At 46.1% G+C, this 24,361-nt stretch carries 22 protein-coding genes and 12 pseudogenes; 23 read left to right on the top strand and 11 right to left on the bottom strand.

Features of this window, described 5'->3' with window-relative positions; genetic code table 11:
* Positions 1-345: 345 nt before the first annotated feature.
* Both O9H85_RS30920 and O9H85_RS30915 read right to left on the bottom strand, forming a co-directional pair.
* Positions 346-495, bottom strand: a complete 150-nt coding sequence (locus tag O9H85_RS30920; RefSeq protein ID WP_269885242.1) for a hypothetical protein — start codon at positions 493-495, stop codon at positions 346-348.
* An 18-nt stretch (positions 496-513) separates the two neighbouring features.
* Positions 514-1,365 carry a hypothetical protein gene (locus tag O9H85_RS30915; protein WP_269885241.1) on the bottom strand — a complete coding sequence of 284 codons (852 nt, stop codon included), beginning with the start codon at positions 1,363-1,365 and terminating at the stop codon, positions 514-516.
* Positions 1,366-1,841: 476 nt separating this feature from the next.
* On the opposite strand from O9H85_RS30915, the gene O9H85_RS30910 reads away from it, so the two are divergent.
* From O9H85_RS30910 to O9H85_RS30875, 8 genes and pseudogenes are all read left to right on the top strand, one after another.
* Entirely contained in the window at positions 1,842-2,897 is a 1,056-nt protein-coding gene (locus O9H85_RS30910; protein WP_269885240.1) for a sugar phosphate isomerase/epimerase family protein, read from the top strand.
* 320 nt (positions 2,898-3,217) lie between these two features.
* Positions 3,218-3,330: pseudogene (locus tag O9H85_RS30905) on the top strand (polyketide cyclase); the annotation flags it as partial.
* A 55-nt stretch (positions 3,331-3,385) separates the two neighbouring features.
* Complete coding sequence (locus tag O9H85_RS30900) at positions 3,386-3,763, top strand: SRPBCC domain-containing protein (protein ID WP_333474289.1); 378 nt, start codon at positions 3,386-3,388, stop codon at positions 3,761-3,763.
* A 341-nt stretch (positions 3,764-4,104) separates the two neighbouring features.
* Positions 4,105-5,043 (top strand): thioredoxin-disulfide reductase, encoded by a 939-nt coding sequence (gene trxB, locus O9H85_RS30895; RefSeq protein WP_269885238.1) that lies wholly within the window; start codon positions 4,105-4,107, stop codon positions 5,041-5,043.
* 24 nt (positions 5,044-5,067) lie between these two features.
* On the top strand, positions 5,068-5,313 hold the full coding sequence (locus tag O9H85_RS30890) for a glutaredoxin family protein (RefSeq protein WP_269885237.1): 246 nt from the start codon (positions 5,068-5,070) through the stop codon (positions 5,311-5,313).
* Between the two features lie 27 nt (positions 5,314-5,340).
* Positions 5,341-5,910 (top strand): peroxiredoxin, encoded by a 570-nt coding sequence (locus tag O9H85_RS30885; RefSeq protein ID WP_269885236.1) that lies wholly within the window; start codon positions 5,341-5,343, stop codon positions 5,908-5,910.
* Positions 5,911-5,957: 47 nt separating this feature from the next.
* On the top strand, positions 5,958-6,572 hold the full coding sequence (locus O9H85_RS30880) for a superoxide dismutase (RefSeq protein WP_269885235.1): 615 nt from the start codon (positions 5,958-5,960) through the stop codon (positions 6,570-6,572).
* Between the two features lie 136 nt (positions 6,573-6,708).
* The gene (locus O9H85_RS30875) at positions 6,709-7,599 is read left to right on the top strand and encodes an SDR family oxidoreductase (protein WP_269885234.1); all 891 of its coding nucleotides are present in this window, start codon (positions 6,709-6,711) and stop codon (positions 7,597-7,599) included.
* A gap of 227 nt (positions 7,600-7,826) precedes the next feature.
* Here O9H85_RS30875 and O9H85_RS38010 read toward each other — a convergent pair.
* The 3 pseudogenes from O9H85_RS38010 to O9H85_RS30865 all read right to left on the bottom strand — a co-directional run.
* A pseudogene (locus O9H85_RS38010) lies at positions 7,827-8,251 on the bottom strand (ATP-binding protein); the annotation flags it as partial.
* A pseudogene (locus tag O9H85_RS30870) lies at positions 8,247-8,642 on the bottom strand (NADPH-dependent FMN reductase); the annotation flags it as partial. The pseudogenes O9H85_RS30870 and O9H85_RS38010, both read right to left, overlap by 5 nt.
* A 12-nt stretch (positions 8,643-8,654) precedes the next feature.
* Positions 8,655-9,130 (bottom strand): annotated as a pseudogene (locus tag O9H85_RS30865) (LLM class flavin-dependent oxidoreductase); the annotation flags it as partial.
* On the opposite strand from O9H85_RS30865, the pseudogene O9H85_RS30860 reads away from it, so the two are divergent.
* Positions 9,130-9,656, top strand: a pseudogene (locus O9H85_RS30860) (transposase); the annotation flags it as partial. The pseudogenes O9H85_RS30865 and O9H85_RS30860 overlap by 1 nt on opposite strands.
* A 211-nt stretch (positions 9,657-9,867) precedes the next feature.
* Here O9H85_RS30860 and O9H85_RS30855 read toward each other — a convergent pair.
* Positions 9,868-10,023 (bottom strand): winged helix-turn-helix transcriptional regulator, encoded by a 156-nt coding sequence (locus O9H85_RS30855; RefSeq protein ID WP_269885233.1) that lies wholly within the window; start codon positions 10,021-10,023, stop codon positions 9,868-9,870.
* Positions 10,024-10,102: 79 nt separating this feature from the next.
* A pseudogene (locus tag O9H85_RS38005) lies at positions 10,103-10,315 on the bottom strand (FMN reductase); the annotation flags it as partial.
* Positions 10,316-10,466: 151 nt separating this feature from the next.
* Between O9H85_RS38005 and O9H85_RS30850 the strand changes: the two are divergent.
* A pseudogene (locus O9H85_RS30850) lies at positions 10,467-10,764 on the top strand (pirin family protein); the annotation flags it as partial.
* A 52-nt stretch (positions 10,765-10,816) separates the two neighbouring features.
* Positions 10,817-11,130: pseudogene (locus tag O9H85_RS30845) on the top strand (winged helix-turn-helix transcriptional regulator).
* A 280-nt stretch (positions 11,131-11,410) separates the two neighbouring features.
* Here O9H85_RS30845 and O9H85_RS30840 read toward each other — a convergent pair.
* Both O9H85_RS30840 and O9H85_RS38230 read right to left on the bottom strand, forming a co-directional pair.
* A pseudogene (locus O9H85_RS30840) lies at positions 11,411-11,971 on the bottom strand (FAD-dependent oxidoreductase).
* A 197-nt stretch (positions 11,972-12,168) separates the two neighbouring features.
* Positions 12,169-12,310: pseudogene (locus O9H85_RS38230) on the bottom strand (IS110 family transposase); the annotation flags it as partial.
* A gap of 102 nt (positions 12,311-12,412) precedes the next feature.
* Here O9H85_RS38230 and O9H85_RS30835 point away from each other — a divergent pair.
* Together O9H85_RS30835 and O9H85_RS30830 are read left to right on the top strand one after the other, a co-directional pair.
* The gene (locus O9H85_RS30835) at positions 12,413-13,744 is read left to right on the top strand and encodes a purine/pyrimidine permease (protein ID WP_269885232.1); all 1,332 of its coding nucleotides are present in this window, start codon (positions 12,413-12,415) and stop codon (positions 13,742-13,744) included.
* Between the two features lie 38 nt (positions 13,745-13,782).
* Positions 13,783-14,376 (top strand): TetR/AcrR family transcriptional regulator, encoded by a 594-nt coding sequence (locus O9H85_RS30830; protein ID WP_269885231.1) that lies wholly within the window; start codon positions 13,783-13,785, stop codon positions 14,374-14,376.
* Between the two features lie 193 nt (positions 14,377-14,569).
* On the opposite strand, the gene O9H85_RS30825 is transcribed toward O9H85_RS30830, so the two are convergent.
* Together O9H85_RS30825 and O9H85_RS30820 are read right to left on the bottom strand one after the other, a co-directional pair.
* Positions 14,570-15,196, bottom strand: a complete 627-nt coding sequence (locus tag O9H85_RS30825) for a nitroreductase family protein (protein ID WP_269885230.1) — start codon at positions 15,194-15,196, stop codon at positions 14,570-14,572.
* Positions 15,197-16,167: 971 nt separating this feature from the next.
* A complete protein-coding gene (locus tag O9H85_RS30820; protein WP_269885229.1) occupies positions 16,168-16,749 on the bottom strand; it encodes a TetR/AcrR family transcriptional regulator in 582 nt (193 codons plus the stop codon).
* A 386-nt stretch (positions 16,750-17,135) separates the two neighbouring features.
* Between O9H85_RS30820 and O9H85_RS30815 the strand changes: the two genes are divergently transcribed.
* From O9H85_RS30815 to O9H85_RS30775, 10 genes and pseudogenes are all read left to right on the top strand, one after another.
* On the top strand, positions 17,136-17,330 hold the full coding sequence (locus O9H85_RS30815) for a hypothetical protein (RefSeq protein ID WP_269885228.1): 195 nt from the start codon (positions 17,136-17,138) through the stop codon (positions 17,328-17,330).
* A gap of 488 nt (positions 17,331-17,818) precedes the next feature.
* Positions 17,819-18,235 (top strand): annotated as a pseudogene (locus tag O9H85_RS38000) (polysaccharide deacetylase family protein); the annotation flags it as partial.
* Between the two features lie 12 nt (positions 18,236-18,247).
* Positions 18,248-19,183, top strand: a complete 936-nt coding sequence (locus O9H85_RS30810) for a YkoP family protein (RefSeq protein WP_269885227.1) — start codon at positions 18,248-18,250, stop codon at positions 19,181-19,183.
* Positions 19,184-19,623: 440 nt separating this feature from the next.
* Positions 19,624-19,794: pseudogene (locus O9H85_RS30805) on the top strand (IS66 family transposase); the annotation flags it as partial.
* Between the two features lie 90 nt (positions 19,795-19,884).
* Positions 19,885-20,214 carry a hypothetical protein gene (locus O9H85_RS37580; protein WP_333474288.1) on the top strand — a complete coding sequence of 110 codons (330 nt, stop codon included), beginning with the start codon at positions 19,885-19,887 and terminating at the stop codon, positions 20,212-20,214.
* A gap of 201 nt (positions 20,215-20,415) precedes the next feature.
* A complete protein-coding gene (locus O9H85_RS30795) occupies positions 20,416-21,468 on the top strand; it encodes a zinc-binding alcohol dehydrogenase family protein (RefSeq protein ID WP_269885304.1) in 1,053 nt (350 codons plus the stop codon).
* Positions 21,469-21,537: 69 nt separating this feature from the next.
* The gene (locus O9H85_RS30790; RefSeq protein ID WP_409348229.1) at positions 21,538-21,627 is read left to right on the top strand and encodes a transposase; all 90 of its coding nucleotides are present in this window, start codon (positions 21,538-21,540) and stop codon (positions 21,625-21,627) included.
* 171 nt (positions 21,628-21,798) lie between these two features.
* Positions 21,799-22,350, top strand: coding sequence for an NADPH-dependent FMN reductase (locus O9H85_RS30785; protein WP_269885226.1), 552 nt, complete (start codon positions 21,799-21,801; stop codon positions 22,348-22,350).
* A gap of 294 nt (positions 22,351-22,644) precedes the next feature.
* A complete protein-coding gene (locus O9H85_RS30780; RefSeq protein WP_269885225.1) occupies positions 22,645-23,721 on the top strand; it encodes an LLM class flavin-dependent oxidoreductase in 1,077 nt (358 codons plus the stop codon).
* Entirely contained in the window at positions 23,718-24,284 is a 567-nt protein-coding gene (locus O9H85_RS30775) for an NADPH-dependent FMN reductase (RefSeq protein ID WP_269885224.1), read from the top strand. Before O9H85_RS30780 ends, O9H85_RS30775 begins: the two co-directional genes overlap by 4 nt.
* The last annotated feature ends 77 nt before the right edge of the window (positions 24,285-24,361 follow it).

Raw genomic sequence — 24,361 nt, 5'->3', positions numbered from 1 at the left:
TCCAGAACATATTTTTTTCCTAAAATTCTCCGATGAAGCTGCAGACGCCAAAGAGCTCCATGGGCTTCGGGTCCCGCGGCAGAAAAATTGCAGCAGCAAGCGTTGATGACTGCCATATGCCAAAATATAAAGAAGATCGCCAATAACCTAGCCAAGAAGGCCGGATAACAGGCGATCTTTTTTACATAGCTCCTAGAAAACGGGGCTTGTCAACAACTGGCCTTCATCGAAGAAGGCGTTTCCTTATTCAGGTAAGGCTAAGAAGCTGAAAAATTGCACTACCCAAGCCAGCTTGGCTAGCGGATCTTTGTTAACTTTCTCAATAGCTGCTATTCTGTTACTTTTTTAAGGAAGCGGGTCCCAAGTGCCATCGGGCTTCACGCAAACTTTAACCTGCCCGAGATCGGCAACGCAAACGCAGCTGGATAGTCCCGTTTCAAAACAGATTTTCTCATGCTCAATAACAGCAGGCTTGGAGTATGTTTTTTTTAACATGTCCGTTCCTCCCTGATTTTATGGTTTCGTGCACGAACAACCTGTAAAAATAAGGACCGTATTGTCCGCGGGCCTTACTTGTTTGGTATTGTCTTCCGTTAAGGTTGCCTTATTCATTAATGGAATAATCTGCAGAATAGGAGCCGTATTGTTGGTTACAGTCAGTGTATATGTGATCGTTTCGCTATTATTCAAATTCCAGGGTGCCGGGTGGCTTGAAGTACAAGTAAAGCCGGCCGGACATAAAGCGGTATCGCTTACCGTTGCGGTTGCATCCTCGGAAACCGGCTCAGCGGCCGTTGGAAACGAGAGGCCTGCATCCGGCGTAGGCCCGAAAGGAACGCCCAGATGTCCGGAATGGTTGGTAATGGTGACAGCGGCACTCAATTTATATTGGGCTCCGTTGACCGGTGTAAAGAAGATTTCATACGGATAGGTTTTCGTTTCCCCCGGCTGGAGCGGGTCAGGCGTAATTGCGGTAGAGGCACCCGAAAGAGTCTGGAAGGGTCCACCACCCGCCTTATACAGTACTTGCGGTACAAGCTTCAAGCCTTCGGTCGGTTTATCTCCTCCATTCTTAACGGTGATAATTCCGCGTACGGAGGTCAGTTCCTTTTCCGATACAAGGTTTCTCTTAGTTTGTAATGTATAAACCAACGGAAACGATACATGAGGATTAATTACCGGACGAAGTACATTGGAGGTTTTGGTGATTGTCCAGTCGTATGTCGTTTTTTTCACCCAAGCTCCTTCCGCTGTCACAGTCGCCGTTAAAGTGGTGCCGGATTGGCCGGCCCCTAATGCCGTATTGGAAAACATGGTGAACAGCAGGATGACGCCGAGCCAAACATAAATTATTCTTTTGCTCATACAAACACTCCTCTGTCAATAATGAAAAGCTCATACTTCCTTGAACCTATGCAAGATCGAGTTCTTAGGTCTATAAGCATCGCCTCCAGAGAAAATGATACATTACGTGTCTAAATATAGATCAAAAGATACAGTTTGTCACTACTTATTTGGATATCGTTTCCACACGGGGAAGAAATCGGTTGACACCTTTTATTCAATCATATAACATTATTTGTATTAACGTTAATCTAAGGAAAAGCGTTCGAAAATTCGATGCCTTAAGGCTAAACACCCGATACAATCTGTACATAACAGTGTGAACTAGAGATTCCACCTCTGATCTTTCAAAAAAACTGCACACATGCATTTTTGTTATCGTTAATATTTCTGATGCTAATCGGATATCACCCGACTTGGTCTTATATAGAAATGTAAGCGCTAACGAAGGTTGCTGCTTTCAATTCAAATACAGATTATAAGAGAGGAGCATGGCTATGAACACTTCGCAATCGAATGAGCATTCGTCCGCCAATATTTATGAGCAAATTCCGACAAGCCATTACCTGCAAAACAGCCGCAGAGGTCCGTATTATACAGGGGACTACAAGATCGGGCTGAACTTCTACAGCTTCAGCCACAATTTGAACTCGTGGATGAAAGGGAGCACGGAAGGAGCGCCTCCGATCGATACGATGGAGGTGATCCGCTTCGCCAAAGAAGCCGGATTCGATGCGGTTGATATTACTTCGTACTATATCCCCGGCTATGACAACGTTACGATGCCGACGAAATCCGACGAAGAAATCTATGCGTATGCCCGCAGCATCAAACAGCTGTGCAGCGAGCTTGGCATCGCCATCAGCGGGACGGGGGTCAAGAACGATTTTGCCGATCCGAGTGCAGAGAGACGTGCGCTGGATGTGAAGCGAACGAAGTACTGGATCGACGTAGCCGCCGAGATGGGGGCGCCCGTCATGCGGGTGTTCAACGGCGCCGTTCCGAAGGACATTGAAAGCTCCGATTGGGAAACCATCGCAAGGGAGCGGATCGTCCCGGCCTTAAGAGAGTGTGCCGAGTATGGCGCAAGCAAAGGGGTCGTAGTCGGAATGCAGAATCATGGCGACATGGTGTGTACGGCCGATCAGGTCATCCGTATCCTGCAGTGGGTGGATCACCCCAATATCGGACTGATCAACGATACGGGCTTCTTCAAGACTTTCCGCTCCCAGAGCGGGCTCGGTTACTCCTGGTATGACGATATTGAAGCGGTTCTTCCATATACGGTAAATTTCCAGGTGAAGCGCAAGCCTGCCGGCGCCGATACGGACGTTTTGATCGATCTGGAGGAGCTCTTCACGCGCCTTCGATACAGCAATTACCGCGGGTATATTCCGCTTGAGACGCTGTGGGTAAACGGGGACGCGAATCATCCCAAGGATCTGAGCGAACCTCCGTTCGAGCAAGTCCGCGATTTTCTGAACAAGATCAAAGCCGCTTCGGAAAGCACGAAAACCAAAGTTCAAGCCTCTACCGATTCTTCCGCTTCTTAGATCATTCCAATTCCAGAATCCCCGGGTGAGCGGCCATTGCTACGGCTGCTCACAGGCGGATCATTTCCGCACCGAACGAACCCCACCCCACAAGAATTCTAGCCTGATAAAATAATAACCGAAAGAATGGAAGCGTTAACATATAGGGAGCGATCGCAGCCTTATCTAGTCTGGGAACCGGTACCAGAATCGACGACCTGATTACCGCCGGCAACATACCGGATATCGCGACGGCCGCCATTCCCGACGTATTCGGGTTCACCCGGCAGGATTTGCTCTATGACATCACCCCGCGCGTGGAAAATAACAGCAGCTGGGTCAAACTGATATTTACAGAACAGGAACGTTTTTCGACGGCCACGATACGCCAGAACAACGTAAGCATGGAACTAAGGAATTGCTGGACCTTCTTGGGAAATACTGGGAAAAGTAACGCAGACACCTTCGAACTCGTGTCTCGTCGAAAGTTCGATGCCCTTTGAAATTTGGTGTACCGGGCTTGGACGGAGCCGGAACTCCTCGCCCAGTGGTGGGGACCTAACGGTTTCACGAATACTTTCCACACTTTCGATTTAAGACCCGGAGGACTTTGGGAATATACAATGCATGGCCCTAATGGAGCCGACTATCCGTACCGAAGCGTTTTTCATGAAATCGGGCCCGAATGTATTGTGCTGAGGCACGAAACCAGACCTCACTTTATTCTGACTGCTACATTCGAGGACGTTGACGGTGGAACAGAGATCACTTTCCGGCAGACTTTCGAAACAGAGGAAGAATACACCCAGCTAAAACCAATTTGCGAAGGGGCGAATGAACAAAATTTAGACAGGCTCGGATTGCTCATGAAGAGGCTTTCCGAATAAGTTTGATAAACTCCCATACATCCGATGCGCTCTTACCTGTAGATCGTAGAGGCGTTTAACGCGATGCTCAAAGGATGATGGAACGAGGGGCTTCACAAGCTGATGTTGATTCTTGGGTTTCAAGTGGGAAGGTGTTTTACCAAAATAATGGTAGTACGTATCTATTTTTTCTAATCAAGGAGCCGCCATTGTTGCAGCTGATGTCTTCATAAAATCTTTATGATACCTTCATTAAGCATTCATGTTGTCTTCACGGTTACTTCATGAAGGATTAAACAGCGAATGATATGATGACAGTATAACTTATTTATAATTATTCTAAAGAGGAGAGGTGATCTTTATTGTATAAAACAGTGATTATCGGTACAGGACCCGGCGGATTGACAGCGGCTATCTACTTGGCCAGGGCAGGATTAGCACCTCTCGTTATTGAAGGGTCGGAACCGGGCGGACAACTCACAACAACCACCGAAGTGGAAAACTTCCCCGGCTTTCCGGACGGCATTCTAGGACCGGAACTTATGGAGAATATGCGAAAGCAAGGAGAACGTTTCGGAGCCATATTCAAAAACGGTTGGGTCAACTTCGTCGATTTCTCCGAAAGACCGTTCAGATTGAACGTCGAGGGAACGGGTGACATACTTGCTGAGTCGGTGATTGTTTCAACAGGGGCATCGGCAAAGTACCTCGGAATCCCCGGGGAAAAAGAAAATGTAGGCCGCGGAGTGAGCACATGCGCGACTTGCGATGGATTTTTCTTCAGAAATAAAAAAATTATAGTGATTGGCGGCGGCGACTCAGCGATGGAGGAAGCGAATTATTTGACTCGTTTCGCTTCTGAAGTCGTTTTAGTCAATCGGCGTACAGAACTTCGTGGATCCAAAATTATGCAAGAGCGCACTCGGGTAAATGGTAAAATTCGCTGGATGTTGAACCGCACTCCACTTGAGGTTATAGCCGGGGAAAACGGAGTGACCGGACTGAAATTGAGAAATAACGATTCAGCTGCTGAAGAGATTATTGATGCCGACGGCGTGTTCATTGCCATTGGACATACGCCGAATACGAAGTTTCTCGGTGGACAGTTAACAACAGATGATCACGGTTATCTTCTTGTGAAACCGGGTACTACACAAACGAACATTCCGGGCGTATTCGCATGTGGAGACGTTCAAGACAGTAGATATCGGCAGGCAATCAGTGCTGCAGGTACCGGGTGTATGGCCGCGCTAGATTGTGAAAAATACCTGGAATTGGTTGAAACCGAAATTGCCGTTTGAATATAGAGAGGAGGACATATAACCATGACAGACAAGCCTAACGTTATTGTTTATTCCAGCACGAACTGTCATTATTGCGGTCAGCTAAAAAAATATCTCAACGAACAGCACGTTGTATACGAAGAAAGAAATATCGATCTCAATGAAACATTCGCTGAGGAATTATGGAATACAGGCATGCGGTCTGTGCCGGTCACTGTCGTTGGAGATAAGAAAATTCTAGGAATGAATCTTACTCAACTAAATAAAGCTCTTGGATTATCATCATAAAACAATATTAGAAGGAGAAATGATAACATGACACAAGCTGCTGCATCGAACCAATATCCCTTTGCTAAAGTCGGGCTGCCGGCGCCGTCCTTCAAGATGGTATCAACAAAAAACATGGATACTTTGGAGGAATATGTATCGCTAGAGCATTACCGCGGCAAATGGCTTGTCTTTTTCTTCTGGCCATTTGATTTCACGTTCGTATGTCCGACGGAAATCATCGCTTTCAGCGACAGCTACGAGCAATTTAAAGAACTGGATTGTGAAATCGTAGGTGCGTCCGTCGATAGTGTTTATACCCATCGGGCTTGGACGCAAACTCCACGCGACCAGAACGGAATCGGTGAAATTAAGTTTCCGATGGCCTCTGACTTTAGCAAAGAAGTGGCACAAGCTTATGGGGTTTTGGACGATGAAACCAAAGCCGCCCATCGCGGATTGTTTATTATCGACCCGGAAGGCATTCTGCGCTATCAGGTCGTAACCGATATGAACGTTGGCCGCAGTGTTGACGAAACCCTTCGCATTTTGCAGGCCCTTCAATCGGGTGGTCTGTGCCCTGTCAACTGGAAGCCGGGCGACAAGCTTCTTAAATAAGTAAATAAATATGTCATACCAAACTTTATCATTAGGAGGAAATAACCATGGCACATCAACTTCCGCAACTGCCTTACGCAAACAATGCACTTGAGCCTTATATCGATGAAATAACAATGATGATCCATCACGATCGGCACCATAACACATACGTTACTAATTTAAATGCGGCACTTGACAAGCATCCGGAGCTGCACGAAAAAACTATTGAAGCACTGATTGGCGATTTGGCATCCGTTCCGGAAGAAATCCGCACGGCGGTTCGGAACAACGGAGGCGGTCATGCCAACCACTCTCTTTTCTGGCAAACGATTGCCCCTAACGCAGGCGGGGCACCGACCGGTGAGCTTGTGGCTGCAATTGAAAATGATTTGGGCGGATTTGCCAAGTTTAAGGAAGCTTTCACAGCTGCTGCTACCACCCGTTTTGGCTCTGGTTGGGCGTTCCTTGTTGTCAGCAAAGATGGCAAACTGAAAGTGTACTCCCTCCCGAATCAGGACAGTCCGATTATGGAGGGTGATACGCCTCTTCTCGGAATTGACGTGTGGGAACATGCTTACTACTTGAAATATCAAAACAAACGTCCGGATTATATTCAAGCTTTCTTCAATGTGATCAACTGGGCAGAAGTGTCTAGACGGTATCATGCTGTAAAAAAATAAATTCGATCGATTTATGAATCAACACTTCCCCTGTATCAGATTATTTTGGTACAGGGGATTTTTAATTGCGACACGAAATCGAAAGAATACTGGGAATGTTAAAAATCACAACATACATATTTTGGAGGAATAGGACATGAAAACGTTAGTCACAGGCGCAACAGGGAGATTGGGAACGAAAGTGGTAGACACGTTATTGAAAACTGTACCGGCGAGTCAACTGGCTATCAGTGTACGGAATCCGGAAAAAGCGGAAGGATTACGAGCTCGCGGGGTAGAGATTCGCCAAGGCGATTTTGACCGTCCGGAAACATTGGATACTGCTTTTGCAGGGATCGATCGCTTATTACTGATTTCTGCAGATGGAGACAACGAAACAAGAATTCGACAATATACAAATGCTGTAACTGCTGCAGAGCGTGCTGAAGTAAAATTTATACCAGCTTGTCGAACGCAAAGGAAAGCACGCCTTGCTCCAACGCATCAGGCATCAGAGGACGCTATTATGAAAACAGGCATTCCTTACTCCTTCTTACACAACAACTGGTACTTGGAGAATGAAATTGCAAGCATTCAAGGCGTGATGGCGGGAGCTCATTGGGTGACGTCCGCAGGAAACGGCAAGGTGGGCTGGGCGCTGCAGCAAGATTACGCGGAGGCAGTAGCAACCGTTTTGGTGGGGCCCGGACACGAGAATACGATCTATGAGCTTTCGGGTAAACTGCTGACTCAAGAAGAACTGGCGTCTGAGCTTGGTACGGTATTAAGCAAGGAAGTACATGTACAACAGGTCGATGACGCCACGTATGCCGACATCATGAAAGGCACGGCTGTACCCGACTTCGTCATCTCCATGCTTGTAGCTATCCAGCAAGGCATTCGGCAAGGCGCACTGGAGATGGAAAGCCATGATTTTCGAAATCTGCTCGGTCGTCCGGCTACGCCAATCAGGCAGGCACTGACTCAACTCGTTAACGGAATCTCTCAGACAAAATATTTGAACTTATTAAAAACCTATCGTTCGTAATGCGAGGTCGGTTTTTAATTTAAAGGTTTCCAAGCTTGTCATGCCTCGCAATATATCCTGTACTTATAGGGCTGTTCCGGTAATTTCCTTACATTTTGTTTTTTTCTATAGGAGTAACTTTCGATAAAGTACTATAATTATAATTCCACCTCCCAAGAATCCCCTAATCTATACATCATCCTATCTTCATGAATTGTTGTAGTCGAAGTTGTTCAAAATGATAGTAGTCAGTTGGTTAAAGGTAACGAGATGATGAATTCTGCTCCTTTTCCTGATGTACTTCGTACAGATAATACAGCACCGTTCATCGAACGGATTAATTGATAAGAAAACGTAAGTCCCAATCCTGTACCTTTGTTTTTTGTTGAAAAATAAATGGTTCCCAGCCGCGCAAGTTGCTCTTGGCTCATTCCAATTCCATTATCATTTATAGTTATCTTTGCATATAAGGATTCGCGGTCAATACGGAACTTCACTTTTCCTGTTGAGACAGCGTCCGCTTAATCTCTTCAACTCAAATATCAATATATTGCTGGGTCTTTTCTTTTGAGATAGAATCATCACGGATTAATTTCAGAAATTCCATAACTGCTGTAAGTGGATTGCGGACTTCATGGGCAAGGGAGGCTGCAACATGAGCCATAGTTTCGACTATATGTCAAAATGGGCTTGAGCTGCTGTTCCGCAACCAAGAAATGCCTGGGCGAACCCGCGGTCACAAGTAAGCCGACAATTTTATCGCGCAATGCCTGTGGAGGAAGCAAATCAAAGATGTTCTTCAAAGTACCCGGTATGGAGGCTTGAAAAATGGGAGTACCGATGATGATCGCATCGGCTTCCATCACGGTTTTCGCCACGTGTCCGGTATCGCCCTCGTATTCCAAGTAATTGCGCCCGTCGCTAAACTGAATGTCGTACTCGGACAAATCGATCAATGTCGCGTCGGCATCGGGATATTTTTCAGCGATTTTTTTCATAGCGTAGTCGATTGCCGTTCTGGTCTTCGAACCGACGATGGATCCGGATAATCCGACGATCTTCATACCTTCGCCTCCTCATGCTTCCTTTGCAGTATATTTTTTGACGGCTGGCATGATTTTCTTTGCGATCAGTTCGATGTTTCTCTTTACCCTGTCGGAAGGTACGCCTCCAAAATCAATTTGGCGATATACCGCTGATGGCCGAATAGTTCATGCTGATAAAGAATTTTCTCAATGATCTGCTCAGGAGTGCCGATGTTCAAGACGTCGTGCGGATCCGCACCTTGTGCAAAAAGCTGCTTCGGATAGCCCCTTCCGTTGGTGAGCTCCATGCCCTGATTCATGTGGGGATACATTTCTTTCAACGCCTGCTGGGTTGTATCGGCGGCGTGGAACAATCCGGCCAACGTAATCGGGAGTTTTGCCGGATCGTATCCATTTCGCTGCGCAGCCTCACGGAATGCATTGATCGACGGCTTAAAGCTGGTTACCGGGCCGCCTAAAGCTGCCAAAAACATCGGAACGCCCGCATAACCGGCCTTGATGGCGGATTCAAGCCTATGAGAAAAAAGAGCCGAAACGGAAAAGCGAGCTAACCGGAAATGCCAACTGGGGCGCGAAGTTCGATTCCTTTGGCAATAAGGTTAAGTGGTTTGGTTATAAGCTGCATCTTGCCGTTGACACAACAAGTGAGCTGCCCATGGCGCTGTCTATTACACCGGCTCATGTCAATGACGGCGATATGGCTCCTGTTCTTATGGCACAGGTAGCTGCTGGAACGAAAGTGAGCTTCTTTGTGCTTGACGCCGGCTATGACCAACTCAAAAACTATGAAGTCGCACGGAACGTAAAAGCTCAGGCGATTATTCCAATGAACCTTCGCATTGAGAGGGAACCGCCTGCAGGGATGATCTCCAGCGGTACACCCTGCTACAGATGGGCTTTGCTATGACCTATTGGGGAGCCGATGGCGATCACCTGAAATTCCGTTGTCCCCATGCCACAGGCAAGGTGGACTGCCCACTCGGTATGGCCGCTTGTTCGTCCTCCAACTATGGGATGGTCGTCAAGTTGGATAGGAGATTACGCTAACGGAAAACGATAGCACGGCGATGGAACCGATCCATCGCTTGTTTTAGTTATTCTGCAATTCGCTCAACAAACGGGAGGTTAGTGCAACAAGAGCTTTTGGAATTCACCACAAACAGGGAAATAACATGCGCCACCCACTTTCGGATGGCGCATCAATACAGCTGTGCTCTACTCATATACTTGTCCACGATACTGTCTAACAAACCATAATGCCATCTAACCACAGATTAGCCCATTGCTGAACTTGATCAATTACAGGTTTAAAATTCCGCCCCTTCTCTGAAAGTTCATATTCCACACGCACTGGCGTTTCGGGGTAGACATGCTGCTCCATAATCCCTGCCGTCTTCAATTCTTTGAGTACCCACTATGTTACTAGATTAATTACCAAAGAGTCTACCCGACCTATCAAATGATTGGTTGCGTTATGATTAAAAACCGTATTCTGCTTCTTTCTCTTCGCGAAGCTTCGAATAAGTTTTTGCTAACAAAACGGTATCCTCAACGAGACGTTAAATTCGAAAGAGGGCATCATCATTGATAATTTCTTTGTGATGGAAATCCTTTTCTTCGATTATACGTAGGTCTGAACGATCTGTGCTTTCATACTAAGCCAAAATCGGCTTCAACTGATGTTCTACTACCCTCTAAACATCTTCGGTTTCTTTTTTGATACTAAGCTACATTGAAGTGATTACTTCCTTTATTATAGTTACTGGTTTATAATAAGGACATCAAGGTCTTTGCTGGGAATGGCAGCTTCTTGACCTAAAAGAAGGTACCCGGTAATCAGAGCATGTTCAACAAGCTTGGGTATTGGATCTAGGTCGATGGAAAGATTGGGATCCGTTCATCTTGATGGCGGAGGACCGGTTTAAACGCGGCACGTTCTCTGATCACCCGCACCGCGGTTTCCAAACGGTCACCTACGTGGTGGATGGAAGATTGGAGCACATCGATCCAAGCCGGAGGGCACTCCATTATGGAAGCCGGCGACGTGCAATATATGAATGTTGGCTGGGCGGCCAGACATGCCGAAGAATCGGTAGATGAGGAGATTATCCATACTCTTCAGGTATGGCTTAACCTGCCATGTACTTATTATTGTAAAGTTAATTATAATAAATTAATAGGGAGGTGCGTATATGGAGCCCAACTATAAAATATGTCCCAGGTTTGAAGCAGCTTTTGAATTATTGGGTAAACGTTGGATTGGACTTATCATATGGACGCTTATGAGTGGACCGAAGCGATTTAAAGACATTTCTAATATTATTGAAAACATGAGTGATCGAATGCTGTCAGTGCGTTTTAAAGAGCTGGAGACCGAGGCATCGTCATCCGTCGCGTGTACGATGAAACGCCTGTTAGAATTGAATATGAGCTTACAGATAAAGGCAAGGCATTGGAACCAATGATGACGGAATGCGAAAAATGGGCAGAAAAATGGATGACTTAAGCTGCCCTAAATTGGAAAGCAAATTATGGGGAATAATAAGGGGTGATTCGCGTGAATAAACATACCTCAATGAAATCATCAAAACAGGAAAATATAGATTTTTATGCGAGTGTTTTAAGTTTACGGCTTGTTAAAAAAAACATTAATATTGATGCGTCCGAAGATACCCTAATTCCATGACAGACCAAGATGATGCTTTTTGGCAACGAAGGAAATATAGTTGGGCAATAAATAAGGGTAAAAATGGGAAAAAGCTTGCCATTTAAACCCTTTTAGAAATTTATTGCGGCTTTAATATATCGTGGTCTACGTATCTTTTACCATTGATTTCACTAATAACATTAATTGCTGTTTTTGTCCCATCGCCAGCTGTTATAATGGCCTGTACGCTTACACCCGCGCAAGTGCCGGCAGCCCAAATGCCATTGATATTCGTTTTACCACTGGCATCCACATCTAAAACCGTTTTTATTCTTGGTTCTGTTCCAGGTTTGGTGATTGCAACGGAAAACGATAATTATGAAGCCAGATATATCATACTCGCCACGGGAGTAATTACAGAATTAGCAAAAAAAGTCGGAATAATCTGGAATGCATCGCCGTTTTTTTTGAATATCAACAGCTTCTTGCTCTCCCCCGAATTTTTGAACTTGCTTTTCTCCTAATTCCACCATCTCTGGACCACCAATTTCCATGATCCCGTAATAATTTTCAAACCATGCCCTTCTGGTCATTCCTTTATCGTTGTTGTTATTAATAAAGTCTTTTTGCTTGCCTTTGCGGCAAATAAAGCGGCACTTGCCCCGGCAGGACCAGCGCCAATAATGGCGATTTCATACATTATTAAACATCTCCTAATCTATTTTTATTGTTCTTGAATTTATTTTTTGGAATTTCTCCTTCAGGTCCTTTTTTTATTGGTTGATGTGGGTTTAGCTTCATTAATTGTTATTTTAGAAGTGTTTGTTTCTTATCGTTTTTTGCTTATATCCTTACTGCTTTTATTATTAAGCAGAATTGGAGTGAAGTCGCATACGCAACTTTGTGAGCATTTACAACAAGCACTTCAATCTCCACAAGCTCAAACAGATTGTAAATTGGTTTCCAGTAAGGTCCTGACCTTGATCCAATCCACGAGCAAGATTAAATCGTCAGTCATGGTGCCAAACGTTCGGATTTCTTATTGACATATCCGAACAAATCGGATAAATTCATATTAATAAACGAAACGTTCCGTATTGTATTAAAAACAAAGACCAAGAAGAGGAGTCAGTAGAAGATCATGAAACATTTAGCAATAGGCACAGGTATTTTTTCCTTGCAGTGGTTTGTATTTTTAGTAGCCAATTCGTTAATGCTTCCCATTGTCGTAGGAAAAATATTTCACATGCCAACGGAAGAAATTGTTGGGCTCATTCAGCGCATGTTCTTTGTCGTAGGATTGTCATCTCTTATATCCGCCCGTTTCGGTCACCGGGTGCCTATTGCCGACGGTCCTGCCGGGATATGGCTCGGCATCTTCATTTTGCTAGGACAGTTAGCCGCTTCGCAAGGGACCGATCAATACGCAACCTTGCAACTATTAGAAGGCGGTATGCTGATCACCGGCGTAACGGTTGTATTGATCGGATTTTCGGGATGGATACATCAGCTGCTCAAAGTATTTACTCCACTTGTTACCGGTGTTTATTTGATTAGCTTAACCATTCAGCTGTGCGGCACATTATTGAACGGCATGATTGGTGCCAGCGATGCCTCGGTGCCGAACCATACGGCTAATGCAATCGTTTCCTTCGGCGTATTTTTCGTAGTATTCGCCCTTTCTGTGTGGGGCAAAGGATGGATGAAGAGCTACGCTGTATTGATCGGCGTCATTGTCGGCTGGATTGTTTATGCCACGGTTAACGGTTTTGGGAATGTGCCCACTTCGGGCTCCATCGTGAACCTGCCGGACGTGTTTGCCTGGGGCATGCCGAAATTGGATGGCGGCATGACGGTTACAGCCGTAATGGTTGCTTTTATCCTCATTTCCAGCGTCATTGCCAGCATGGCGGCTATGCACCAAGTTCTCGGCGAACAGGAACAAACCGACCGCAAGTTCACTCCCCTCGATAGGGGCGGCGTCGTTGCGGGCATCTCCAACATCCTGTGTTCTTTATTCTCGACAATCGGGGTCGTCCCTCTGTCAATATCGGCCGGATTCGTCAGGCTCACTGGCCAACGCCGACTCGTACCCTTTTATATCGCTTGCATCGCGTTGATCGTGGTTTCTTTCGTGCCTGGAATTTATTCGCTGCTATCACTATTGCCCGCTCAGGTTGCCTATGCAGCCATGTTCGCCACCTTTGCTCAAATGATCGGCATCGGATTGATATCCATTCTCAAAATGCCGCTCGATGAACGCCGTTTGACCATTCATAGTCTATCACTGTCGTTAGGAACGGGCGTCATGTTTCTCCCGCAAAGTCTCTTTAGCTCTTTGCCGACTATTTTTCAGTACCTGCTAAGCAACGGCGTCATTGTCGGCATGCTGGTTGCCTTGCTGCTGGAACAATCTTGGAAACCGAAACCACAAACTGTCGCAAGCGTTCCAAATAATGTAAAATCGGCTTAGGCTACTGAAAGCGAGTGAACTGGATGACAGACGATAGCATGAATCTGCGACCCTCTGCAGGACGGCCACGGAGCGAAGAGTCTAAGAACGCTATACTGAACGCGACGATCGAACTGCTTAATAAATCCGGATATCCGGCGCTGACGATTGAAGGGATCGCCTCCCACGCCGGAGTAAGCAAAGCAACCATCTACCGTTGGTGGAACCACAAGACGCTATTGGTGATGGATGCATTCATTATGCTGATCGCGCCTCCAGTTGAATTGCGGGATGAGGAGACCCTTCGCGAAAATTTTTTGATGCAGCTTACCGCTTTATCAAACGTGTTCAACAGTACGATTGGCCGCACCATGCTGTCCATCATTTCCGAAAGCGCCCCGGATTCGGAGGTTTTCAAAGCCTTCTATTCGCAATACATTTCACCGAGAAGGGCTACTGCGAGGAGAATTCTTCAAGCCAGCATATTACGCGGGGAAGTCCGCTCCGACATCGACATAGACGTTGTGCTGGATATGATTTACGGTCCCATCTATTTCCGCTTCCTTATTCATAAGCGCCCCTTGGAAACGTCATATTTGGAAACGTCGTATTTGGTAACGTTGATCGATTATACCCTGCAGGCAATACGATAAGGGCGATCGACTTCATATAAAAAGAGCCTACAGTCTGTAAAAAACTGTAGGCTCTTGCTCATCCGTAGGAGTCGTCCCAACAGATCAAATCAACTGGTTAAGAGAGAACTCCCGGATTATGTATCGAAAAAATAAAAAACAGGTGTTAAAACATTCTGTTTTTGCGATCAACGATACTGGAAAAGTAAAAGGCCTAGAAATAATCATAGCTTACGAACTCATTTACCGGCTTCCGGTAGCCACGTAGGCGGCGTTTGCTGGTATCTTCCTTGCCTAGTGTTATGAGCAGAGCCGGTACGTAGCGGTCAGGTACCTGGAGCACCTCCGTGATCGCCTGCGGATTGAAGCCAATCATCGGGCATGTATCCCAACCCTTATGCTTGGCTGCCAGCATGAACAGCATTGCTGAAAGATTCGCATTACGGATTGCTTCCTCACGCTTAAAGATTTCTCCTCTCTGATTGTAGAATGATTGTACCGAGGTGACCTCATATTCGAACTCCTGCTTGCTGATTACGCCGAGATTCAAAAGGCCTTCGTTAATTCGCGGGGCATCCAGATGTGCGTCCATGTAGCCGAGCACAAGAATGGCTGCGGATGCCGTTCGTACTTTAAACTGCTTATATGCGGCTTCGTATATTCGTTGTTTGATATCTGGATCGCGGACGACGATATACTTGGTATGCTGCAAATTGAATGCCGATGGTCCGAATTTTACCAGTTCAAAAATCTCGTTCAACTCTCTGTCTCCAATCTCGATGCCCTCTACAAACTTGATCGCGGACCTTCTTTCTTTTACTAAACTCTCAAAGTCATGCATTCTAGATTCCTTCCTTCGTTTAAATATGTAGATTTCCATCATAAATAATTCTTAAATTCCCTTTAATTTAAGATTTGCAGGAAAAAAATGCTGCATTTCTGTTCGTAAAATTTGTTAACAGTTCTACTTCTGATAAATTTTAAGGAGATTACTGCATGGATAACAAAGAACAAATTTTAATGATGAGAGAAGACATTCGTATCCAGGGGGCTGTCACAATAGACATTGAAGAACTATACCCAACAAGTACGAAGTTTTCTCGAGTATAGCAACTGTCTATTTAGAACAGCTGAATGTAGAAGATATCCGCAATTTCTTGTGGTATTTAATCAATGAGAGAAGACCTTCACTTGCAACGATAAATATAATGCATCCCATTATCAAGACATAACTTTAGGAGAAATAAGTTTTGTCCTCCTTCCAGTGGCTAGGATGCGATTTTCTTGATTTCCTAGGTGTAAACTGAGTTGGCCTAGCTTCTCCAAGAGAAGCCCTTGTCTCAAAGTCATGCCTCCAGATTCCTTCCTTAAGGTCCTTCGCTCCCAAATTTCCAATGTTCACTGCACATCATTGTTTGGAAGGAGTTGCGAAAGGATTTCGCATACTTCTTCTCCGCATCAGCTCAAGGCACCAACTGGGTCAACTTGACCTAACTATTATTTTCATTCAGCTTTCCGCTAAACGGCAGGAATAAATCATCGGGCAAAGTAATTGCTAGTTTATATGAGATTCCTGTTGTACACATTACCAAGTTTTTTGTATTCCGCTCATGATTTCCCTGTATATGAATTCGATGAAACTTGGCTAAACCATTGTCATTACTAGATTTATTGATGATTCAACAGACAGTAAATAAGGGAGGGAGTTGTCTCATGAACAGTTGGTGTGATCTGCTGGGGCGACTGAATGAGCAAGAGCCTACAGTTTTTTTTAAAAGACTGTAGGCTCATTTTATATGATGTCGATCGCCTTTATCTACGTATTGCCTGAAGCGTATAATCGATTAACGTTTCCAAAAACGACGTTTCCAAAGGGCGCTTATGAATAAGGAAACGGAAATAGATGGGACCGTAAATCATATCCAGCACAACGTCTATGTCGATGTCGGAGCGGATTTCCCCGCGTAATATGCTGGCTTGAAGAATTCTCCTCGCAGCAGCCCTTCTCGGTAAAATGTATTGCGAATAGAAGGCTTTGAAAACCTCCGAATCCGGGGCGCTTTCGGAAATGATGGACAGCATGGTGCGGCCAATCGTACTGTTGAACACGTTTGATAAAGCGGTAAGCTGCATCAAAAAATTTTCGCGAAGGGTCTCCTCATCCCGCAATTCAACTGGAGGCGCGATCAGCATAATGAATGCATCCATCACCAATAGCGTCTTGTGGTTCCACCAACGGTAGATGGTTGCTTTGCTTACTCCAGCGTGGGAGGCGATCCCTTCAATCGTCAGCGCCGGATATCCGGATTTATTAAGCAGTTCGATTGTCGCGTTCAGTATGGCGTTCTTAGACTCTTCGCTCCGCGGCCGTCCTGCAGAGGGTCGCAGATTCATGCTGTCGTCTGTCATCCAGTTCACTCGCTTTCAGTAGTCTAAGCCGATTTTACTTTTATTTGGAACGCTTGTCCAGATTGAGGTTTAGGTTTCCAGGATTGTTCCAGCAGCAAGGCAACCAGCATGCCGACCATGACGCCGTTGCTTAGCAGGTACTGAAAAATAGTCGGCAAAGAGCTAAGATATTGAGAGTGGGACGACGCCGATTGTCGAGAACAAGGAACCCGAGGATGTTGGAAATGCTCGCAACTACGCCGCCTCTAGGATGATTGGCGCCGGCGGTGCCTCGGTACCGAACCATTCCGCGAACGCAATCGTGTCCTTCGGTGTATTTCTCGTAGTGTTCGCCCTTTCTGCTTGGGGCAAAGGATGGATGAAGAGGGTCATTGCCAGCATTCCATCCCGAAAATCCGATCAATACAACCGTTACGCCGGTGATCAGTATGGAGCCCCGTCTGCGGACTGTACGGATTGCCGATCACGCTCCGAGCCGCGTTATCACGATTCGCTCCGACCGCTATCTTAGTCATGCAGCCAGATCGTTGATTCAAAAATTGCAGAAACAGGTGTCCCGTCACTGAAATGAATCTTCATCTTTTGCCGAGGAGTGTTAGGACTTATGCAGCTTGAGCGTTGATATGGATCGTTTATTCAGACGTGAAAGACTCTCCACTTAAGTTCATATAAAAAGCATATTGACAATTTACGAATAAATCAGATATATTGAACTTATAAAAACGGTACGTACCGTTTCAAAAATGTTCTAACTTAAGTCTTTAAGGCACATGAAAGCGGTACTTGCGAACTCCAAATTCTCAAAGCTTGTTCCTCCAATCTCATACCAAGCAGACGAGAAACCAAACCTTGCAAATGGAACTTATTCATATTACTCGGATTGGAGTCGACATGCGAATGCCCTCATTTAGCTGGCGGCTGAGTAGCCGATACCTTTAATGCGAAAGTAGCGATTTGGGTAAGCGCGGCGCTGCTGGCCTTCACTGCAATTAATTACATGATGGAAGGGGAGAAAGAAAGGGCTTTATAAGACTCTCTTTCATTTGAAGGAGCCATGGGGATGAATCTGCTGTTAGGTTACATTATCGGAGCTTTGAGCGTTTATTCAATCATTCCGACCATGTTGATTCGTTTATTCGGTATAGGCGCATATAAAAAGGGAGAAACCGGACGCTTCATTGCCTTGACGTTTGATGACGGTCCGGATCCTTTTTATACTCCGCGATTACTTGATTTACTCAAGCATTTCGGCGTCAAATCGACATTTTTTGTATTAGGCTCAAAAGCGGAGCGGTATCCGGAGCTGATTAAACGGATGAACGCCGAAGGGCATCTTATAGGGCTTCATAATTATGTACACAAGGCTAACATATTTATGACCCCTAGGGGGATCAGGAGGCAGCTGCTCCAATCCATTGAAGCCGTAGAGCGCATTATCGGGGTGAGGCCTGAATTTTACCGTCCTCCCTGGGGTGTAATCAACGTGTTCGATTTCTTGCTGTTAACGCGATTTCGTTTGATCCTTTGGTCCATTATTGTAGGCGATTGGAAGAGCCGAGGAGGTAAACAAAAGGTCAAGAATCGCCTAATCTCGAAGCTCAAAGACGGTGCGGTTATTGTTCTACATGATAGCGGGCAGACACTGGGAGCCGATTGGGACGCTCCTTCGCATATGCTTGAGGCTTTGGAGGAGTTCGTCAGCGAAGCATTATCGAAAGGATATTCCTTTATGAGAGTGGATGAGAAAATGATGCTGGACGGTCAGGTTAAGAAGCAGAAACACCGTCATTTCAGGCAGTTGTTGGCTTACTTATGGCACAGCTGGGACCGGCTCTTTCATCTTTGCTTTGGCGTAAAGCCTATCGGATATGCCGATCCTCCATTTTTTCTCTTTCGTGTGCGCCGATACCTTGGAAACGAGGTTGTGCTGTCGGACAATGAAATCCTGAGGTGCGGAGATCGCGTGATGGAGCTACACCTGAACAACGAAATATTGGCACGCCTTGTTTCCGAATCGCGATCGTTGGTTCATTGTGCAGTGCGGATAATCCAAATGGTCAAGGAGGCGCTGCCGTACATGCACGAGATATTAAAAAGAGATCCGCGTTATCATAACGTAAAGGCCATTTACGGAATTACTATGATTCATCAGGGTGCGGAGCGGATTGGTTTTACCGTAATGAATTTGCCGGACGGCTGGTTTTCAAGGCTTACCCGAATCTACCTGCGGTCTCTACTTTCGGTTATCCACCCGGATGGCAGCGCAAGGCTGAAGGGAAATAAGGCTGCTTTGAAGCCCAAGCTGTTAGCTATGTCAGTACACTCACTTAAGAAAAAATATCCGATACCTGCTGGGGACTTAAAAAGCTACACTGCGAACGAACAGCAGGAAAGCCTTGTGCATTATTTTCATTCCTGAAATACTCGAAACCCAGAGCCCTGTTGGTGGAGTAACATATTACCCCCAATAGGCGAGATTCTTTTTTAAAACTTGTATAAACAGAAAAGTAATTAACTGTTTATTTGTATTTTTGCTAATTTGCTATAGTGCTATTGCAAACTTTCTAAAAGATTGACTTTATTTCCGTCTTTATCAAACCATCCGGATATGATGCTTGCTTCAACTTGCTCCTTAGAAGCAAAAAGCCAAATAAAATCGGTATCATCAACGACCTTAATGCAATCCTTTAGCTTAGGTGCTCTTTCTAGAGTCGGGGCAATTGTCATTATGACCGGGAAGAGAAATTGAATGGGATATCCCACAGTGCTTCAATGGCGCACTCGGTTCATGCCAAGCCGAACTATCATGCTGACGGGAGCGTGGACGCGGAGTAACGGCATAAAGCTCGAGAAGAGTGAAGTCGTCCGATACTGGAAGTGTACCAGACGTGGCTGCGTCAGCAGAAGTCCCGTACGATGCCCAAGAGTTTGATCGGCCAGGCGATTGCGTACAGCCTGAACCAGTGGGACAAGCTGACGGCATTCCTGAAGGACGGACGCCTTGAGATCGACAACAACCGTAGCGAGCGTCGATCAATCCGGCACCTTTTCCAATTCCCAGTCCTCCTCTGAAGGTATCATTAGGTATACTATAGCACATTAATGTGCCTACTTACGAATATGGAATCTGTATGTTACAGTATATTTGTAAGTAACTTTAATAAAGTATTGGAAGCCGGGATACAATTTGAAGATCAAGTGAAAGGTAGGGATATGCAGATGTATCACATTGATCTGAGCAAAGGAATGGAATTCGGTATTTATACGTTAGGCGACAACCTCCCGGACCCGAATACGGGGAAGCGCATTTCCGCACAGGAAAGAATCCATGAGATGCTAGGTGCTAACTACTTTGCTACAAGGCAGCAGGACATTTTGGTTAAGCAGTCCGCCCGAAGGCTTGAGAATTTAGGTTTTACCGTCACTCTTTCTAGCCCTACGGCTTCCTAACTTGCCTCATTCACCTGACAGTGCAAGACGTAGTTTCGTTTAAAAAAACGATTAGGCTGCGCCTACTCTCGTATTGCCATTTTTAATTCTACGCTCCGTTTCAATTTTCAGGGTAGATAATTTCGACAGAAAGAGGAAAATTATGGTGTTCAGCAAGCCCTATATAGGGAGTCAATCATAAGGACGAAAGGACCGATGATGATGTCTTCAAATGAAACGATGAGAGCAGTAGGTCTTTATCAATATTTGCCGGCCGATCACCCGGAAAGCTTGCTCGACGTGGAGGTGCCGAAACCGGCTCCTACAGGTCGAGACCTGCTGGTCCGCATCAAAGCGATCTCGGTGAACCCGGTCGATACGAGGGTACGTGCATCGAATTCCAAACGCGAAGAAGTTCCGCGCGTCCTCGGCTGGGATGCGTCCGGAATTGTCGAAGAGACGGGACCGGACTGCACGCTATTTCATCCCGGCGACGAGGTGTATTATGCCGGCAGTATTGTAAGACCAGGCACTAACAGCGAATTTCATTTGGTGGACGAGATGATCGTCGGACGAAAGCCGCGAACTCTCGACTTCGCCGCGGCCGCCGCTCTGCCGCTAACTTCCATTACGGCTTGGGAAGCGCTATACAACCGTCTAGGCGTCTCTTCCCAACATGCGGAAAACAGCGGCCGAACGATCCTGATAATCGGTGCCGCAGGCGGCGTCGGCTCCATCGCCATCCAACTTGCGAAGCTGGCTGGACTCACCGTCATCGGCACCGCGTCCCGGCCGGAATCGTCAGCATGGGCCAAAAGCATGGGCGCCGATCATATCATCAACCATCACGAAGCGTTTATGCCCCAGGTTCGGGCAATAGGCATCGAATATGTGGATTATATTTTCTGCATGTACGATACGGCCGTGCATTGGAGCTCGATGGTGGAAGCGATTAAGCCGCAGGGAAAAATTTGCTCCATTGTCGGGACGGCCGAGCCTCTTCATTTGACTCAGCTGCAGAGTAAGAGCGTCACCTTCGTTTGGGAGTCGATGTTCACGCGCCCAATGTTTCAAACGGAAGATATGGAGGAGCAGCACAAGCTGTTGAACCGGATCGCGGACGAAATTGACATGGGACGGCTGCGTACGACGGAAACCAGGCGCCTGTCTCCCATCAATGCGGCGAATCTGCGGAAAGCACATGCCCTTCTGGAATCGAAAGTTATGATCGGAAAACTGGTTATTGAAAGTTTCGACAGATCCCCCGTTGAGTAGATGTAGTTTAGAAAATGATCGATGTTCCAGCCGGTACGATAAACGCATCCGTATGACAGTGAAGATAACGTGAGACCATCCATCGATTCACAGGTTTTCTTCAAAATGATCTTCCTGGGTCACCTGTACGGTATTCGTTCCGAACGCAGAATTGAGTAAAAAGGATTCTTCAAAATCCAATTAACGGCTGAAGGTAAGCGACTTGAACATTTAGTAGTACCAGTTCTCAAAAAAACGCATGAAACCGTTATAACTGGGGCGACGAATGAGGAAGTCAAAGAACTTTACTATAACGAAAATGATTAATAAAACCTTGGGAGGTAATATGGTATGACGAAAGTTGGTATTTTAGTTGGAAGCCTGCGGAAAGAATCTTTTTCCAAAAAACTTGCAGCGAATGTTGAAACTTTATTCCCTGAAGGATATGTAACAGAATTTATAGAGATTGACCTGTCTTTATATAATCAGGATTATGATGATGAAAACCGGGTGCCGGCAGAATATACTGCATTCCGAAACAAAATGAAGGAAATCGACGCTGTATTGTTTGTAACTCCTGAATATAACCGTTCAGTACCGGCTGTATTGAAGAACGCACTAGATGTAGGTTCCCGTCCTTATGGAGCAAGTATATGGAATGGCAAACCGGCTGCAATTATCAGCCAGTCTCCAAGTAGGCTGAGTGGATTGGGTGCAAACCATCATTTACGTCAATCACTGGTATTCTTGAATTTGCCCGTACTCCAACAACCGGAGGCTTATATTGGTTTTGTTGCCGACCTGTTGGATGAAAACGGCAAGGTTAAAGATGAAGGAACTGTTAAATTCCTACAATCGTTCGTTAATGCGTTTGTTGATTTCATTAAAAAAAATCATGCATAAGAGACCAAAATACACCAAAGAGACATCGGGAACACTCGAATGCCATTGTATTTTTAAGGCTTATATCCTCCATAGATAAAAGCGTATAAAAAGAACAGAAGGATGAAAATAATGAGAGCCGTGTGCGCCGCCGGGTGCAAGAAGAGTACACGGTTCCTGATGCGGTCTTACCCGCCACTGACAGCTTGTTGCCGCCTTCCTCGATGCGTTTAAGAAGTTCCGGGCCGATCAGGTACTGTTCGGCGGGTGCCTGCGGGAAGCAATAATACAATGAAGAGAAAGGCGGGAATTACAATGGAGAAATATCGCATCGATCCGAGCAAAGGGCTGGAATTCGGCATCTATACGTTAGGCGACCATCTCTCAAACGCTCATACAGGAAAACGGATTTCAGCACAGCAGCGCATTCATGAAATCATTGAATTCGCTAAGCTGGCTGAGCAAGCGGGTATTGATTTCTTTAGCGTAGGCGAAAGCCATCAGGAATTCTTCGCGACTCAGGCGCATTCTGTCGTGCTGGCGGCCATTGCACAAGCGACGGAAAAAATAAAAATCGCAAGCTCTTCCACGATCCTCAGCACACTGGATCCTGTTAGGGTGTACGAGGATTTTGCGACGATCGATTTGATCTCGAACGGTCGTACGGAGATCGTTGCCGGCCGCGCATCGCGGGTAGGTAACTTTGCATTGTTAGGGTATGACCTCCATGATTATGAAGAACTGTTCGAAGAAAAGTTTGAACTGCTGCTGAAGATTAATGAAGAGGAAATCGTCAATTGGAGCGGACAATTCCGCGCTCCGCTGCGGAATGCGAAGGTACTGCCGCGTCCGCTGAATGGTTGGATTCCGATCTGGCGCGCGGTTGGCGGACATCCTTCCAGTGCGATCAAGGCGGGGTATGCGGGCGTTCCGATATATCTGGCAATGTTAGGAGGACCGGCTGCGAACTTCAAAATCGCCATCGACGCTTTCCGCGAAGCTGCCGAACAAAGCGGACATAACCCGTCGGAGCTCCCAGTTGCAACGGCCGGCCTCTTCTATGCGGCGGAAACGACGCAACAGGCGCTGCGCGAGTACTATCCTCACGTGAATGAGGGCATACAGCTCACTAACGGGGGGGGCTATCCAAAGCAGCACTTCGCACAAGGCGCGGATACACGCGATGTTTTGAATACCGGCAGCCCGCAGCAAATTATTGAAAAGATTCTTTATCAGCATGAACTGTTCGGCCATCAGCGTTATATTGCGCAGATGGATTTCGGGGGAGTACCTTTTGAGAAGTTAATGATGAACATTGAGCTGATCGGGAAAGAAATTTTGCCGGCCGTCAAAAAATATACCGCCAAGAAGCATAAGGAGGCGAAGGTATGAAGATCGTCGGATTATCCGGATCCATCGTCGGTTCGAAGACCAGAACGGCAATCGACTACGCTATGAAAGAAATCGCTGAAAAATATCCCGATGCCGACGCGACATTGATCGATTTGTCCGAGTACGACATTCAGTTTAGCGACGGGCGCAATTACTTGGAATACGAGGGCGATACCGGACACGTGGCGAAAACCGTGATGGAGGCCGATGCGATCATCATCGGTACTCCCATTTTTCAAGCCTCCATACCGGGTACTTTGAAGAACATCTTTGATTTGCTGCCTCCTCAGGCATTGCGCGATAAAATTGTCGGCTTACTTGTGACCGCGGGTTCGTCCAGGCATTTCTTGGTTGCGGAACAGCAGCTCAAGCCCATTTTGACATATGTGAAAGCGCAAATTGTTCAAACTTATGTATTTATCGAGGAAAAGGATTTTTACCGCAAAGAAATCACCAACGATGACGTCCTGTTTCGTATCCGCCGTTTGGTGGAGGATACGGTCGTTTTGACAGAGACCTACACCAAAATTCGCGAAGCCAAAGAGGCGGAATACGGCTTTTAATTAAGAAGGGAGTTTTTAAGTTTTGAATCGAGAGGTCCATGCTATTGCGCATGTGCTCCGGGTAGAGAGGCCACCCA

The sequence above is a fragment of the Paenibacillus gyeongsangnamensis genome, from assembly GCF_027533625.1.
Lineage (GTDB): Bacteria > Bacillota > Bacilli > Paenibacillales > NBRC-103111 > Paenibacillus_G > Paenibacillus_G gyeongsangnamensis.
Note: the sequence above shows the minus strand (reverse complement) of the source record. Positions and strands in the feature narration are given on the sequence as shown.

Excerpts from the sequence above, each read along its gene's own strand:
- O9H85_RS30825 (WP_269885230.1), bottom strand. The coding sequence starts at position 15,196 with ATGCATGACTTTGAGAGTTTAGTAAAAGAAAGAAGGTCCGCGATCAAG.
- O9H85_RS30775 (WP_269885224.1), top strand. The coding sequence starts at position 23,718 with ATGAAGATCGTCGGATTATCCGGATCCATCGTCGGTTCGAAGACCAGA.
- O9H85_RS30885 (WP_269885236.1), top strand. The coding sequence starts at position 5,341 with ATGACACAAGCTGCTGCATCGAACCAATATCCCTTTGCTAAAGTCGGG.
- O9H85_RS30830 (WP_269885231.1), top strand. The coding sequence starts at position 13,783 with ATGAATCTGCGACCCTCTGCAGGACGGCCACGGAGCGAAGAGTCTAAG.
- O9H85_RS30890 (WP_269885237.1), top strand. The coding sequence starts at position 5,068 with ATGACAGACAAGCCTAACGTTATTGTTTATTCCAGCACGAACTGTCAT.
- O9H85_RS37580 (WP_333474288.1), top strand. The coding sequence starts at position 19,885 with ATGGAATCTGTATGTTACAGTATATTTGTAAGTAACTTTAATAAAGTA.
- O9H85_RS30920 (WP_269885242.1), bottom strand. The coding sequence starts at position 495 with ATGTTAAAAAAAACATACTCCAAGCCTGCTGTTATTGAGCATGAGAAA.
- O9H85_RS30910 (WP_269885240.1), top strand. The coding sequence starts at position 1,842 with ATGAACACTTCGCAATCGAATGAGCATTCGTCCGCCAATATTTATGAG.
- O9H85_RS30880 (WP_269885235.1), top strand. The coding sequence starts at position 5,958 with ATGGCACATCAACTTCCGCAACTGCCTTACGCAAACAATGCACTTGAG.
- O9H85_RS30820 (WP_269885229.1), bottom strand. The coding sequence starts at position 16,749 with ATGAATCTGCGACCCTCTGCAGGACGGCCGCGGAGCGAAGAGTCTAAG.
- O9H85_RS30875 (WP_269885234.1), top strand. The coding sequence starts at position 6,709 with ATGAAAACGTTAGTCACAGGCGCAACAGGGAGATTGGGAACGAAAGTG.
- O9H85_RS30780 (WP_269885225.1), top strand. The coding sequence starts at position 22,645 with ATGGAGAAATATCGCATCGATCCGAGCAAAGGGCTGGAATTCGGCATC.
- O9H85_RS30835 (WP_269885232.1), top strand. The coding sequence starts at position 12,413 with ATGAAACATTTAGCAATAGGCACAGGTATTTTTTCCTTGCAGTGGTTT.
- O9H85_RS30795 (WP_269885304.1), top strand. The coding sequence starts at position 20,416 with ATGTCTTCAAATGAAACGATGAGAGCAGTAGGTCTTTATCAATATTTG.
- O9H85_RS30785 (WP_269885226.1), top strand. The coding sequence starts at position 21,799 with ATGACGAAAGTTGGTATTTTAGTTGGAAGCCTGCGGAAAGAATCTTTT.
- O9H85_RS30915 (WP_269885241.1), bottom strand. The coding sequence starts at position 1,365 with ATGAGCAAAAGAATAATTTATGTTTGGCTCGGCGTCATCCTGCTGTTC.